Origin of the sequence: Actinoplanes sp. NPDC051346 (genome assembly GCF_040682215.1) — a bacterium.
Lineage (GTDB): Bacteria > Actinomycetota > Actinomycetes > Mycobacteriales > Micromonosporaceae > Actinoplanes.
The window spans coordinates 380,696-394,730 of record NZ_JBFBAJ010000004.1 but is presented as its reverse complement, the minus strand read 5'-3'; the positions used below and the strand labels follow the sequence as shown (position 1 = coordinate 394,730).

The 14,035-nt window shown below is 73.4% G+C and carries 11 protein-coding genes; 5 read left to right on the top strand and 6 right to left on the bottom strand.

The features are described from left to right. Positions 1-21: 21 nt before the first annotated feature. The 3 genes from AB0M36_RS13115 to AB0M36_RS13105 form a co-directional block, all read right to left on the bottom strand. Positions 22-687: a response regulator transcription factor gene (locus AB0M36_RS13115; protein WP_364156073.1), complete on the bottom strand. Its 666-nt coding sequence runs from the start codon at positions 685-687 to the stop codon at positions 22-24. 51 nt (positions 688-738) lie between these two features. Beyond that, positions 739-1,065, bottom strand: coding sequence for a hypothetical protein (locus AB0M36_RS13110; RefSeq protein WP_364156070.1), 327 nt, complete (start codon positions 1,063-1,065; stop codon positions 739-741). An 87-nt stretch (positions 1,066-1,152) separates the two neighbouring features. Continuing rightward, on the bottom strand, positions 1,153-2,745 hold the full coding sequence (locus AB0M36_RS13105) for a methyl-accepting chemotaxis protein (protein WP_364156067.1): 1,593 nt from the start codon (positions 2,743-2,745) through the stop codon (positions 1,153-1,155). A 119-nt stretch (positions 2,746-2,864) separates the two neighbouring features. Between AB0M36_RS13105 and AB0M36_RS13100 the strand changes: the two genes are divergently transcribed. Then, positions 2,865-4,004, top strand: coding sequence for a hypothetical protein (locus AB0M36_RS13100; RefSeq protein ID WP_364156064.1), 1,140 nt, complete (start codon positions 2,865-2,867; stop codon positions 4,002-4,004). 57 nt (positions 4,005-4,061) lie between these two features. Here AB0M36_RS13100 and AB0M36_RS13095 read toward each other — a convergent pair whose 3' ends face one another. Further along, positions 4,062-5,213, bottom strand: a complete 1,152-nt coding sequence (locus AB0M36_RS13095; protein ID WP_364156061.1) for a YibE/F family protein — start codon at positions 5,211-5,213, stop codon at positions 4,062-4,064. A 272-nt stretch (positions 5,214-5,485) separates the two neighbouring features. On the opposite strand from AB0M36_RS13095, the gene AB0M36_RS13090 reads away from it, so the two are divergent. Next, positions 5,486-6,931 carry a sensor domain-containing diguanylate cyclase gene (locus AB0M36_RS13090; protein WP_364156058.1) on the top strand — a complete coding sequence of 482 codons (1,446 nt, stop codon included), beginning with the start codon at positions 5,486-5,488 and terminating at the stop codon, positions 6,929-6,931. A 24-nt stretch (positions 6,932-6,955) separates the two neighbouring features. On the opposite strand, the gene AB0M36_RS13085 is transcribed toward AB0M36_RS13090, so the two are convergent. Next, on the bottom strand, positions 6,956-7,876 hold the full coding sequence (locus AB0M36_RS13085) for a M56 family metallopeptidase (RefSeq protein ID WP_364156055.1): 921 nt from the start codon (positions 7,874-7,876) through the stop codon (positions 6,956-6,958). Then, positions 7,873-8,232, bottom strand: a complete 360-nt coding sequence (locus tag AB0M36_RS13080) for a BlaI/MecI/CopY family transcriptional regulator (RefSeq protein WP_364156052.1) — start codon at positions 8,230-8,232, stop codon at positions 7,873-7,875. Before AB0M36_RS13080 ends, AB0M36_RS13085 begins: the two co-directional genes overlap by 4 nt. Before the next feature lie 76 nt (positions 8,233-8,308). On the opposite strand from AB0M36_RS13080, the gene AB0M36_RS13075 reads away from it, so the two are divergent. Genes AB0M36_RS13075 through cydC form a run of 3 tightly spaced genes read left to right on the top strand, consistent with a single transcriptional unit; the run spans position 8,309 to position 13,927 of the window. Then, positions 8,309-9,688 carry a cytochrome ubiquinol oxidase subunit I gene (locus AB0M36_RS13075; protein WP_364156049.1) on the top strand — a complete coding sequence of 460 codons (1,380 nt, stop codon included), beginning with the start codon at positions 8,309-8,311 and terminating at the stop codon, positions 9,686-9,688. A 13-nt stretch (positions 9,689-9,701) separates the two neighbouring features. After that, positions 9,702-10,682 carry a cytochrome d ubiquinol oxidase subunit II gene (gene cydB, locus AB0M36_RS13070; protein ID WP_364156046.1) on the top strand — a complete coding sequence of 327 codons (981 nt, stop codon included), beginning with the start codon at positions 9,702-9,704 and terminating at the stop codon, positions 10,680-10,682. Then, a complete protein-coding gene (gene cydC, locus AB0M36_RS13065; RefSeq protein ID WP_364156043.1) occupies positions 10,679-13,927 on the top strand; it encodes a thiol reductant ABC exporter subunit CydC in 3,249 nt (1,082 codons plus the stop codon). Before cydB ends, cydC begins: the two co-directional genes overlap by 4 nt. Positions 13,928-14,035 lie beyond the last annotated feature (108 nt).

The window sequence follows — 14,035 nt, the reverse complement described above, 5'->3', positions numbered from 1 at the left end:
GCCGACGCGGCGGGGTCACGCTCAGTTCCCGGTGGCGGCGAGCCGGTAACCGGCGCCGCGGACCGTCTCCAGCCGGTCCCGGCCGATCTTGCGGCGCAGGTAGCCGACGTACACCTCGACGGCGTTGGCGGCCGTGTCCACCGCCGCGTCCCACACGTGGTCGAGCAGCTCGGTCTTGGAGACGACCTCGCCGGGACGGCGCAGGAGGTATTCGAGCACCGCGAACTCGCGCGCGGTCAGCACCACCTCGGCGCCGGCGACGGTGACCCTGCGCAGCGCCGGGTCGAGCTCGACGTCGCCGTGCCGCAGCACCGTGGGCCGCTCCGGCGTGCCGCGGCGCAGCAGGGCGCGCAGGCGGGCGAGCAGCACCACGTACGAGAAGGGTTTGGTCAGGTAGTCGTCGGCTCCGCAGTCGAGCCCGTCGGCCTGGTCGTACTCGCCGTCCTTGGCCGAGAGCATGAGCACCGGCAGCCACTTCTGCTCGGCGCGCAGCTGCCGCACCACCCGGTATCCGGAGAGCCGGGGCAGCATGACGTCAAGGATCATCGCGTCGTAGTCGCCGTGCCGGGCCATCTCCAGGCCGTCCGCGCCGTCGCCGGCGACGTCCACGGCGAAGCCCTCGGCCTGCAACCCCCGGCGGAGCGCGCTCGCGAGCCGCTCCTCGTCCTCCACCACCAGCAACCGCACACCCCTACCTTGGCATGCGCGGCCCAGCGGGAGAATCGGTTCTCAGCGGGGTCACAGCCGGCCGGCGCGGGACCCGCTCGTCACGGAGGCGGCGATCAGGTCCTCGACCGCGCCGAGGGCGTCGTAGGCGGTGATCCGGATGTGCAGGGCGTTGCCGCACATCCCGACGCCGCCGCCCCGGCCCAGCATCGCCTGGGCCATCGCGGACAGGGCGGCGGTGGTCGTCTCCGAACCCTCCAGGCCGGTCTGCGCCAGCAGCTCGTTCCACACCGCGTCGGCGTTGTCCACGGTGCCGCGCAGGCTGTCCCGCGCGTCGCCAAGGGTGGGCCGGCGAAGGCCGTAGACCAGGCGGTCCTCGAGTTCGGCGGTGATCGGCATCTGAGGTCTCCTTCGCGACGCTCCCCGTTGCTTGCAGGAGAGACATCGGTGCGGAGTCTCAGCACCAGCTCAAGGCCGGCTCTTGTGTTAGTGGCGGAAGCCCTGGACGACCTTGGTCAGGTCGGAGGCCAGGCGGGTCAGGTCAGTCGCGGCCTGATGGGTGGCCGCGGCGCCGTCGGCGGTCGCACCGGCGACCTCGGCGACTCCGGCGACGGTGTGTGCCACGTCCCCGCTGCCGTTCGCGGCCTCGGCGACCGAGCGGCTCATCTCGCTGGTGGTCGCGGTCTGCTCCTCCACCGCCGAGGCGATGGTGGTGGTGTAGTCCCCGATCTGGCCGATGACCGCGGTGATCTCGCCGATCGCCTGCGCCGCGGACCCGCTGGAGGCCTGGATGTTGTTGATCCGGTTGGTGATCTCCTCGGTGGCCTTGGCGGTCTGCTGGGCCAGCTCCTTGACCTCACCGGCCACGACGGCGAAGCCCTTGCCGAGCTCGCCGGCGCGGGCCGCCTCGATGGTGGCGTTGAGCGCGAGCAGGTTGGTCTGCTCGGCGATGCTGGTGATCAGCTTGACCACGTCACCGATCTCCGCGCTGGCGGTGCCCAGCTCGGCCACCTGGCTGTTGGTGCGTTCCGCGACGGTCAGGCCCTGCAGCGAGATCTCGGCGGCACGCGAGGCGTTGACGGCGATCTCGGCGATGGAGGCCCGCATCTGCTCGGCGCCGGCCGCGATCGCCTGCACGCCGCCATTCACCTCCTCGGTGGAGGCGCTGGCACTGCTCGCCCTGGCGGCGACATCACCGGCACTCGACTGCAACTGGGTGCTCACCGCGGAGAGCTCCTCCGAGGCGGCCGACAGCGTCACCGCCGACCCGCCGATCGATGTCACGGTATCGCGCAGGTGGCCCACCGCCACGTCGAGCGCGGCACCCATCTGACCGGGTTCGTCCCGGGAGGTCAGCCCGGCGGTGACGGTCAGGTCGCCCGCGGCCAGGCTGTCGCACACGTCCTTGACCCGGTTCAGCGGCCGGACGATCTGCCGGGCCACGAACAACCCCGCGCCCATCGCCACGATCGCCCCCACCACCATCATGGTGATCGAGACCAGGCGGTTGGTCTCGTACGCGGACTCAGCGTCCTTGGCCGAGTTCGCCGCGTCGGCGGACTCCTTGGCGGTCAGCTCGTCGACGTGCCCGTTGATCTCGGTGAACAACGGCTTGACCTCTTCGTCGCGGGTCTTCTGCCAGATCAGCAGGTCGTTACGCTCGCCGGCCGGAATCTGCTTCTCCTTGGCGACCTTCGCCCAAGCGTCCCAGTCGGCCCTCAGATCCTCGATCATCGCGCGGTCAGCGGCCGGATCCCCCGCCTCGTAGGTCACGAAGGCCGCGTCGACGGCCTCCAGGTCCTTGGCGAACGCCTCGGCGTAGGTCTTCGTGTGCTCGGCGTCCTGCGAGAGCGCGTGGTTGGCCAGATTCTCTCGGGCCTGCGCCATGTGGTGCCGGAGATCGCCCAACGCGGTCACATTGGTCACGTTGGTGCCATAGATCGCCTGCGCGGCACCGCTCGACTGGTTCAGCGCTATCAGGCCGACGACACCGACAGCCAGCGAGATCACCGTCCCGACCAGGACCGCCGCGAGGATCTTGACATTGATGCTGAGGTCCGCGAGGGAACTCCGTTTCACACCCACGAGATGCTGTTCGGCACTTTCGCCCCACCACTGAGCCACCCTTAGGGGACTCTCTCAGCGGCGTCACAGCACATCCGGCGCAGGATTACGGCACACAACGGAAGGTGGACATCGTGAGTGTCTTCAAGTCGAGGCCGGCACTGCGCTGGCTGGTTCCGGCGGCAGCGGCGGCAGTCGTCATCGGTGGCGGCGCGGCGGCGGGCACGATCGTGGCGAGCGCCGACCCGACGTTGCCCGAGCGCAGCGCGGCCCAGCTCCTGGTCGACGTACAGAACGCCAAGGTGGAGGGGCTGTCGGGCACGATCGTGCAGACGGCGGACCTGGGGCTGCCCACGCTGCCCGGGATCACCGGTGGCGGCGGCAACGCGGACCTGATGAAGCTGGTCGCGGGCAGCAACACCGCGCGGGTCTGGTACGCCGGAGAGGACAAGCTGCGCCTCGCGGTCCTCGGCACCCTGGGCGAGACGGACGTCGTCCGCAACGGTTCCGACGTGTGGGTGTGGCGCAGCTCCGCCGGCTCGGCCACCCACTACAAGATCCCGGCGGACGCCGGCAAGCACGAGAAGCAGGCGCCGCCGCTGGGCGTGCCGTCGACTCCGAAGGAAGCCGCCGACGCCGCGCTCGCCGCCATCGACCCCACCACGGCGGTCACCACGACCGGCGCGGCGAAGGTCGCCGGGCGCGACGCGTACGAGCTGGTGCTCGCGCCGCGGGACACCGCGTCGCTGGTCGGCCAGGTCCGCCTGGCGATCGACGCGGAGCACCACATCCCGCTCGGGGTGGACGTCTACGCCAAGGGCGCCAACGACCCGGCGGTGCGGATCGCGTTCCAGCAGGTCAGCTTCGCCACGCCGGACGCCGAGCAGTTCACGTTCAACCCGCCGCCGGGCACGAAGGTCGACACCCCGAGCGAGTCCGACCTGCGTAAGCAGCGCGAAGAGGTCGAGAAGGCCGCGAAGGAGAAGGGCGCGGGAGCCAAGGCCGGCAAGCCGGAGGCGCCCGAGGGCACCAAGGTCGTCGGCAAGGGTTGGACGTCCGTCCTGGTGACGAAGATGCCCACCGGCGACGCCGAGGGCGGCGACGGCCCGCAGCAGCTCGAGGCGATCCTCAACGTGCTGCCGAAGGTCAGCGGTTCCTGGGGCAGCGGCCGGCTGCTGCAGAGCGCGCTGTTCAGCGCCCTGCTCACCGACGACGGCCGGCTCCTCGTCGGCGCGGTCGCCCCGGAGAAGCTGTACGAGACAGCGGCTCAGTAACCAGCGCTACCACGATCACGGCCGGGCCCTCGGGCCCGGCCGTGACGTGTTTATGTGTCAGCCGCGATGCCGGGCCCGGCGCACCGGCGCCACACTCAGGTCGGCGACCAGCGCCGCCAACCCTGTCGTGATCGGCACGGACGCCACCAGTCCGATCGTGCCCACCGCGCTGCGCAGCACCTCCTGCGCCAGGAACTCGCTCGTCAGCAGATCGCCGACGGGTTCGCTGCCCGCCGCGATCAGCAACAGCAACGGCAGCGACGCCCCCGCGTACGCCAGGACGATCGTGTTCACCGCCGACGCCACATGGGCCCGGCCCACCCGGATCGCCCCCTGGAAGAGCTCCCAGCGTCCGGTGGCACCGGGCGTCATCTCGGCGACCGTCACCGCCTGGGTGACGGTGACGTCGTCCAGCACGCCGAGGGCGCCGATCACGATGCCCGCCAGCAGCAGGCCCCGCAGGTCGAGGCCGGCGCGGGTCACCGACAGGTACGCGCTGTCGTCGCTGCCCGTACCGGTCAGGTGCATCGCCGAGGTGAACACCGCTCCCAACACTCCCGTGAGCACCAGGCTCGCGAGGGTGCCCGCCACCGCCACGGACGTGTGGACGTTGACGCCGTGGGTCAGGTACAGCGCGGCGAACATGATGGCCGACGCGCCGACGACCGCGACGAGCAGCGGCGGGGAGCCATCCAGGACGGCCGGGACGACGAAGAACAGCAGCACCGCGAAGCTCACCGCCAGCCCGGCCAGCGACGTCACCCCGCGAAGGCGGCCGAACGCCAGGATCACCGCGACGGCGAGCGCCACCAGAACGATCATCGGGGTGGCGCGCTGCCGGTCGACGACCGAGTACGCGCGCCCGCCCGGCACCGCGTCCGGGTAGTGGAGCAGCACCACGTCGTCGCCCGCGTGCAGGGCCGTCGTGCCCGGCCCCTGCGGCAGGTCGACCTCCTGCCGGGAGTCGGCGCCGGGCCCTTCGGTGACGCGTACGGTCGCCGAACCGCACCGCCGCTGCGCGGACCCGGCCGGGCAGACCCGCTCGGCGACGGCGGTGACCGTGCCCAGGGCCCGCTGGCCGCCGCCGCTGCCGGCCTCGTCGCGGACGCTGTCCGGCCAGAGCAGCACGAGCGCCACCAGGGTGACGAGCGCCGCCGGGACGAGGACGGCGGTGAGGATCCGCCGGGTGCGCCGGGACGCGGCGGGCATCGGCCCCTGGCCGTGGCCGTGGCCGTGGCCGTGGCCGTGGCTGTGGCTATTGCTATTGCTATGGCTGTGCCCGTGGCCGTTACTCACCGGTCGTGGCGGGAGGTCGCGGGCGGCGGTGGGCCGGGGCGTCGCTCATGACAGGCGATTATGCCGGTCGCCGGCCGTCGGCCCGCTTTTCCCGGGCCGGACCCTTGGATGTCCGCCGGACCGGTCGATTGGTGGGTCTACCGCGCGCGGACGCGCCGGCCTGCGACTAGGCGAGGACGACGAACGTGAACAACCCGATCGTGGCGATAGCGGCAGGGTTCGTCCGTAACGGGCTGACGCACCTGCTGGTGCTGGCCGCTGTCATCGTCCTGCGCCAGTTCGGGTTGGCGGGTGACGCGCCGCTGTGGGTCATCGCCGTGCCGATCGTCGTCGGCGCGGTCTGGACGCAGCCCCTGATCCAGCGCCGGCTGTCCGGGGGCGATCCCCGTCGCCGCCTGTGGCTGCGCATTCCCGTGCAGATCCTCGCGGCCACCGCCGCGATGTACCTGGTCGGCTGGGGTGCCCTGCTCGCCGTTGCCCACCTGCACATCCTCTCGGTGCACCTGCGGCACTCCGGCTCCCGGGCCTGGAGGCCCGCCGCGGTCTCCGGCGTCGCCGCGCTCGCCGTCGGGCAGCTGCTGGTCGCCCTGGACGTGGTGCCCAGCTATCTGACCGGCTACCAGTCGCACGGCCTGGCCCTGCTGGTCGCGGTCGGCACCGCGACGACCGCCCGCACGCTGGGTGAGCTCGTCGCGCAGCGCGAGCGGGTGGAGGCGGCGGCGAAACTGAGCGAGGACCGGTTCCGGGCGCTGGTGCGCGACGGCTCCGAGGTCATCACCCTGAGCGACGCCGTGGGCGACGTCTCGTGGGTCAGCCCGGCGGCCCGGCCGGTGATGGGCTACCAACCGGAGGAGCTGCGCGGCCAGGTGCTCCGCGGGCTGTTCCACCCCGAGGACGAGGCCGCCTCGGTGGAGCTGTTCACCCGGCTGCTGGCCTCCGACAGCACCGTCGAGCACTCGGCGGAGCTGCGGGTGCGCCACGCCAACGGCTCCTGGCAGTGGCACGAGATCATCGCCCGCAACATGCTGGCCCACCCCGCGGTGCACGCGATCGTCAGCCACCACCGGGACATCACCGGGCGCCGGGTGACCAACGACGGCATGGCGTACGCGGCCTCGCACGACGGCCTGACCGGCCTCGCGAACGGCCCGACCCTCGAGCGGGACCTGGAGCGGGCCCTCGCACACGGCACCCGCTACCAGTACCCGGTGGCGCTGATCTGCTGCGACGTCGACGGCTTCCGGGCGGTCAACGACACCTACGGCCACGACGTCGGCGACCGCCTGCTGCAGACGATCGGGCACGTCATCAAGCGCACGACGCGGGAGACCGACACGGCGGCCCGCATCGGCGGCGACGAGTACGGCGTGCTGCTCACCCGCATCGGCGACGCCAGCGAGGCGCTGCACGTCGCCCGGCGCATCGTCGAGGGCATCGAGGCGCACGCGGCCGTCGCGGGCCTGCGGCTCGACGTCGGCGTCAGCGTGGGTGTCGCCCTGGCCTATCCCGGCGGTACGGACGCCAAGACGCTGATGCGCCACGGGGACACGGCGATGTACCGGTCGAAGCGACGCGGGCGCAACAACGTGACGGTCTACGTGCAGGAAGAGGTCACGGCCCCCTGGGTGTGAGCGGAGGACGTCGGCGGGATCAGCTCAGAACGGCCAGGCCATCAGCGCTCGTCCGAGCCAGGGCACGACGATGATCACTGTGGGTAATACCAGCAGGCTCACTGCCAGTGTCACGGAGAGTGCTGACCAGGCCAGGGAGCGACCGTCCGGGCCGGCGAGCCGGGCCGTCCTGCGGCGCCGTTCCTGCTCCGCGTCGCCACGCGCCTCGGCCGGCGCGTCCGGGCTCACCGCGTCGCCGAGTACGGCCAGGGCCGTGCGCAGCGGCTCCGCCCCACACCGGCGCCGGGCGGCGTCGTCGGCCACCATCTCCACCAGCAGGTGTACGGCGTCCAGCGGCGCCCGACTGCGCAGCGGGCGCGGCACCGCCCGATAGAAGGCGGTGAACGACTCCATCACCAGGTCATGGCGGTGGCGCAGGTGCGCCTGCTCGTGCGCGATCACGGCGGCGACCTGCGAGCTGTCGAGGATCCGCAACGCTCCCCCGCTGACCACGACCCGCGGATTGCGCCCGGGCAGGCAGTAGGCGAACGGCAGCGGGCCGTCGAGCACCCGCAGGCCGGGCGGCACCTCGGCGGGCAGCTCGCCGTGGCGTTCGGCGTCATCCAGCAGGTCCACCAGCATGCGGTGCCGGGCGCGGCGGGTGCGCGAGCGGTAGGTCACTCCGGCGAGGGAGACCAGCAGGCGAATGATGATCAGCGCCGCGACGCCCAGGGCCGCGATCAGGGCGGCCACGCCCACCGGCTTGCCCGACCCGAGCTCGTGGACCAGCTCCTGCGGGGCGGCGAGCACGACGCCGAGGGCGCACAGAATGCCGGCCAGGGTGATGCTCTGCCACAGCACGACCGCCGCGGCCGGAGCCCTGTCCGGCCAGCGCGCCGCGGCGAGAGCCCCCGGGACCACCAGGGAGAGGGTGAGCCCGAGGGCGCCGAGCAGCAGCGCGGTCAACCGGCGGGTTTCCGGGCCGCCTCGATCGCGGCGGTCAGCGCGGACGGGTCGATCCGCCCGACGAAGTGGGCCAGGGCCGCGTCGCGGACGCCGTCGGGGGCGGCGCTGAGCGCGTCGAGCATCAGCGCCGCCGTCATCTCCTCGCGCGACTGCGCGGGCGCGTACCGATAGGCGCGGTCGGCCTTCTGCTGCAGGACCACGCCCTTCTTGGCGAGCCGGTCCAGCACGGTCATGACCGTCGTGTAGGCGAGGTCGCGCGAACGGCTGAGCCGCTCGTGCACCTGCCGCACCGTGAGCGGCTCCCCGGCGTCCCACAACTGCTGCATGACCTCGCGCTCGAGGTCCCCCAAAGCCATGTGACCCACTCTACTGCACGTCGTCGTACTACACGTCGTAGTATCTACTACGAGATGTCGTAGAAGGGATGACGGCGTGGATGTGCTCGAGCTGACGCGGCTGCAGTTCGCGGTCGTGACGATCTACCACTACTTCTTCGTGCCGGTGTCGATCAGCCTCGCCGCCACCGCCGCCGGCCTGGAGATCGCCTGGCTGCGTACCGGAAAGGAGCGCTACCGCGACCTCACCCGGTTCGTCGGCAAGTTGCTCATCGTGACCTTCGCCGTCGGCGTGGTCACCGGTCTGGTGCAGGAGTTCCAGTTCGGCATGGGCTGGAGCGCCTTCGCCCGCTTCTACGGTGACGTCTTCGGGCCCACCCTCGCGATCGAGGGCATGCTGGCGTTCTTCCTCGAGGCCACGTTCCTCGCGCTGTGGTACTTCGGCTGGGACCGACTGCCCCGGGGACCGCACGTCGCCACCATCGTGGTCGTCGCCGTCGGCACCGTGCTCTCCGCCTTCATCATCCTGGCCGCGAACTCCTTCATGCAGAACCCGGTGGCGTACTCGCTGGACCCGGTCACCGGCCGCGCCCGCCTCGACGACTTCGGCGCGCTGCTGTTCAACGAGGTCAACCTCGCCGCCTTCCCGCACACCCTCGCGGGCGCCGCGATGGCCGGCGGCTCACTGCTGCTCGGCATCGGCGTGTGGCGGCAGCGGCACGGCGGCGAACCCGCCCACCGGACCCTGGCCCGGCTCGGCGCCTGGCTCACCGCCGCCGGCGGCGCCCTGACGGCGGTGACCGGCGACCACCTCGGCAAGGTCATCACCGAGGTGCAGCCGATGAAGATGGCCGCCGCCGAGGCCCTCTACGCCACCACCACCGGCGCGCCGTTCTCGCTGTTCGCCCTCGGCTCCCCCGACGGCGGCGAGCCCTTCCTCAGCATCCAGATCCCCCGACTGCTGTCGATCCTCGCCGCGGGCGACCCCGGCGCCACCGTCCAGGGCATCGACGACCTCCAGGCGCAGTACACCGCCCAGTACGGCCCCGGCAGCTACGTACCCATGATCCCGGTCGCGTTCTGGTCCTTCCGACTGATGATCGGCATCGGCATGCTCGCGGCCGCCGTCGCCGCGTTCCACCTCTGGAGCACCCGCAAGGGCCGCCCCGGACACCCGCTGCTCCCCCGGCTGCTGCCGCTGATCCCGATCCTGCCCGCCGCCGCCAACACCTTCGGATGGATCTTCACCGAGACGGCCCGCCAGCCCTGGCTCGCGTTCGGCATCTCCCGGGTCGCCGACGGCATCTCGCCGGGACTCACCCGTGCCGAGGTCGCCGGCTCGCTGCTCGGCTTCACGGTCGTCTACGGGATCCTCGCCGTCGTCTGGCTGCGCCTGATCCGCCACCTGTCGCGGCAACCACTCGCCCCGGACCCCGCACCCGCCGAGGCCGCCCAGATCCCCGCACCCGTCTACTGAGGAGAAGACCGGCATGATCACCATCTGGTTCTCGCTCGTCGTCCTCTGCTGGGTGCTGTTCTTCGTCCTCGAGGGCTTCGACTTCGGGGTCGGCATGCTCGGCCCGCTGCTCGGCCGCGACGACCACGAACGCGGCGCCGTCGTCCGCACGGTCGGACCCTTCTGGGACGGCAACGAGGTCTGGCTGGTCGCCGCCGTCGGCGTGACGTTCGCGGCCTTCCCCGACTGGTACGCCGCCCTGCTCTCCGGCCTCTACCTGCCGATGGCCGCCCTGTTGCTGCTGCTCGCCGTCCGGGGCGTCGCCCTGGAGTTCCGCGGCAAGGTCGACGGCCCCCGGTGGCGGCGCCGCTGCGACACCGCCCTGGCGGTCTCCTCCGCCGGCATCGTGGCCCTGTGGGGCGCGGTCCTCGGCATCCTCACGCACGGCCTGGCACTGGGCGCCGACGGGCAGGTCACCGGCGACGGTCCCGCCCGCAGCCTCGCACCGCTGGCCACCTTGCCCGCCGTCGCCGGCGCCGCCACCGCCCTGTTCGCGGCGCTGCTGATCGGCGCGACCTTCCTCGCCCTGCGCACCACCGGACCGGTCCACGCTCGGGCCCGGCGCTGGAGCGTCCGCCTCGCCGCCGCAGGGACGGTGCTGCTCGGCACCGCCGGCGTCCTCGGCGGCTCCCGGCTCGTGCTCGCGGCCGCCGTGCTCTGCATGGGCGTCACGCTCGTCGCCCGCCACCGCCGCGAACTGGTCGCCTTCGCCGGCACGGCCCTCGGCGTCGCCGCCGCGGTCGTCGCCGTCTTCACCGTCCACGGCGACGTGGTGCTCCGCAGCACCCTCGACCCGGCCTGGTCGCTGACCACGACCGGCGCCGCCGCCACCGACTCGGCGCTGCGGCTGCTCAGCGTCTCCGGCGCGGTCGTGCTCCCCGGAGTGCTCGTCTACCAGGCGTACTCGTACTGGGTGTTCCGCAACCGGGTCGCCAGCGAGCGGGTGCCGTCGTGAGGCCGGCACCGGTCGATCCGCGACTGCTGCGGCACGCGCGCTCCGGGCGTACGGGAATCGGGGTTCTGACCCTGATCGGCGCCGGACAGGCGGTCGCGACCGTGACGGTCGCGGTCGCCCTGGCCCGGATCGTCACCGGCCGCGACGCCATCGCGCTGCTGGCCGCGGCCTTCGTCGCGCGCGCCGCCCTGACCTGGGCGGAGCAGGTCGTCGCCCAGCGAACCGCGGCCCGGGTCACCGACGAACTGCGCCGCACGACGCTGCGCGCGGCATTGCGCCACGGCCCCGCCCGGGTCGCGTCCTTCGGCAGCGGGCGGCTCGCCGCCGCGCTGACCGGCGGCGTCGACGCGCTGCGGCCCTGGTTCACCGGCTACCTGCCCGCCCTGGTGCTCGCCGCCGCGCTGCCGAGCTTGGTCGTCGTCGCCATGGCCGTCGTGGACCCGGCCTCGGCGGCGATCACCCTCGTCACGCTGCCGCTCGTGCCGGTGCTCGGCGCCCTGATCGGCTGGGCGACGCGCAAACGCGCGGACGAGGCCTGGGCGGCCGACTCCCGCCTGGCCGGACACTTCCTCGACGTCGTACACGGGCTCGCGACCCTGCGGATCTTCGGGCGCGCGCATCGCCAGACCGCCGTCGTGCGCGAGCTCACCGACCACCATCGATCCGCCACCGTACGGGTGCTGCGCGTGGCCTTCCTCTCCTCGACCGCACTGGACCTGCTCGGCACCCTGTCCGTCGGACTCATCGCGGTCGAGGCCGGCCTGCGGGTGGCCGCCGGCGGCATGGAACTCGGCGCGGCCCTGCTGGTGATCCTGCTGGCGCCGGAGGCATACCGGCCGCTGCGTGAGGTCGCGGCCCGGTTCCACGCGAGCGCGGACGCGACCGCGGTCATCGCCGACGTGGACGAGATGCTCGGCGAGGACGCGGCGTACCTGCCAGCTCGTGCCGGCGACGGCGACCGGCCCGGCGTGTGCGCCTCCCGGCTGCGGGTGCGCTATCCGGACGCGCACGCGGACGCCCTCGCCCTCGACGCCCTGATCGTCCGCGATCACGAGATCGTGGCGCTGCGCGGGCCGTCCGGCGCGGGCAAGACGACGCTGCTGCGGGTCCTGGCCGGCCTGCATCCGGCCACGGCGGGCCGGGTCGAGCTCACCGGCCCGGGGGTGCTCTACCTGCCACAGCGCCCGGCGCTGCCGCACGTGCGCACGGTCGCGGACGTGTTTCCCGGTGCCCGGCCGGACGAGGTCCGGTCGGCACTGCGGATGGTCGGGCTCGAAGAGGAGGTCACGCCGGCGACGGTGCTCGGTGAGCACGGGTCGGGGGTGTCCGCCGGCCAGCGGCAACGCCTGGCGCTGGCCGCGCTGCTGCGGGCGGCGGCGCGGCGGCCGGTGGTGCTTCTGCTGGACGAGCCGACGGCGCACCTCGACGCGGCGGCGGAGGGCGTGGTGATCGTCCAGTTGCGGGCGGCTGCGCGGCGGGGATGCGCGGTGCTGGTCGTGGCGCACCGGCCCGCACTGCTGGCCGAGGCCGATCGCATCGTGGACGTGACACCACCGCGGGTGGACGCCACGGCCGCTGGCGCGTCTGCCCTCACCGCGCCGCCCGCGGCGGCTCCCCCGCAGCGGGGGTCACACCCCGTAAGGCGTCCTAGGAAGATGGTGGTGGGCCCCGGGACGGCGGTGGCGCTGGGGACGGCGGCATGGCTCGCGGGCATCGTGCTCACCGGGGCCGCTGCCTGGCTGCTGGTCCGGGCCGCCGCACTGCCACCGGTGCTGACCCTGTCCACCGCGGTCGTGCTGGTCCGGGGCTCCGCCGTCGCGAGGCCGCTGCTGCGCTACCTCGAACGCCTGGTCTCGCACGACGTGGCTTTCGCGCGGCTCGCAGACTGGCGCTCGCGGGTCTTCGCCGACCTGATCCCCCGCGTGCCCGGACCCGGAACCCGGCGCCGGGGCGACCTGCTCACCCGAATCGGCGCCGACGTCGACGCGCGGGTCGACGGACTGCTGCGCGGCCGGCTGCCCGCACTGAGCGCGGCGCTCACGCTGGCGGTGGCCACGGCCGTCGCCGTAGCTGGAGTACCCGCGGTGGCGCTACCGCTCGGCGCCGGGCTGCTGATCTCGGCCGTCGGGGCGCCCGCCCTGGCAGCGTGGCACGCCACCCGCACGGAGGCGGCCACCGGACGCGCCCGCGCCGAGCTGCGGGACGCCGTCGTGGAGACCGTGGACGGCATCGAGGAGCTCGCCGGGCGGGGCGGACACGCGCTGGACGTACCCGATCGGCGCAGTCGCACGCTCGCCCGGTGGGAGACGCGGGCGGCACGGGCGGCCGGCGCGGCGGCGGCGCTCAACCTGCTCGGCACGGGGGTGGCCGTGGTCGGGACGGCCGTGGTCCTGCGGGACACCAGCGGGATCTCACCGGAATGGGCGGCGGTCCTGCTGCTCGCGGTCGTCGCGCTCGGCGAGCCGACGTCCGCCCTGCCCGACGCGGCGATCGCGCGGCGCCGCGCGGCCGGGGCGCGCGAACGGCTGGCCGACATCCGTCAGCAGCGCCCCTCGGCCACCCGGACGCCCGCGGAGTCCGCCGGTGTCGTCGTGCGGGGGCTGGTCGCGGGCTGGGATCCCGAGCGCCGCCCGGCTCTGCGCGGCGTCGACCTCGACCTGCCGCCGGGGGCGACCGTGGCCGTGCTCGGCCCGTCCGGCGGCGGGAAGTCGACGCTGGCGGCGGTCCTCGCGGGACTGCTCGACCCGCGGGCCGGAACGGTCAGCCGGCCCGCGCGCACGGTGCTCGTCGGCGACGAGGCCGATCACGTGTTCGCTTCGACCGTACGGGAGAACCTGCGACTGGCGAAGCCCGCCGCGACGGACCCGGAGTTGGGTGCGGCGCTGACCCGCGTCGGTCTGGGGCCGTGGCTCGCCGGCCTGCCCCAGGGCCTGGACACGTGGCTGGGCGCCGGCGGCGGCACGGTGTCCGGCGGGCAACGCCGCCGGCTCGCCACCGCCCGCGCGGTGCTCGCGGAGCCGCGGCTGCTGCTGCTCGACGAGCCGACCGAGGGCCTCGACGAGGCGGGCGCGGCGGCACTGATGGCCGACCTGCTCGACGCCGCCCAGGGGTGCACGGTCGTGCTGTTCACCCACCGCACCGAGGGGCTCGATCGGGTGGACGCCGCCTACCGACTGCGCGACGGGCGACTCTCGCCGACCGTGACCGCCTCTCGGCGATGTCTCAGGCCGGTTGCTCGTCGGTAGCGACAGCCCGCCGAGACTTCGAATCCGCCCACCGCTGTCGATGATCGGTGCTGTATGGCGGCAGGCGGCCGCCACCAGGTGGGGAGCGTGGCCACATGCGGGGTGTCC

What these genes read in the sequence shown, in the direction of transcription:
- AB0M36_RS13110 (WP_364156070.1), bottom strand. Translation starts at nt 1,065, where the DNA reads ATGCCGATCACCGCCGAACTCGAGGACCGCCTGGTCTACGGCCTTCGC.
- AB0M36_RS13095 (WP_364156061.1), bottom strand. Translation starts at nt 5,213, where the DNA reads ATGCCCGCCGCGTCCCGGCGCACCCGGCGGATCCTCACCGCCGTCCTC.
- cydB (WP_364156046.1), top strand. Translation starts at nt 9,702, where the DNA reads ATGATCACCATCTGGTTCTCGCTCGTCGTCCTCTGCTGGGTGCTGTTC.
- AB0M36_RS13080 (WP_364156052.1), bottom strand. Translation starts at nt 8,232, where the DNA reads ATGGCTTTGGGGGACCTCGAGCGCGAGGTCATGCAGCAGTTGTGGGAC.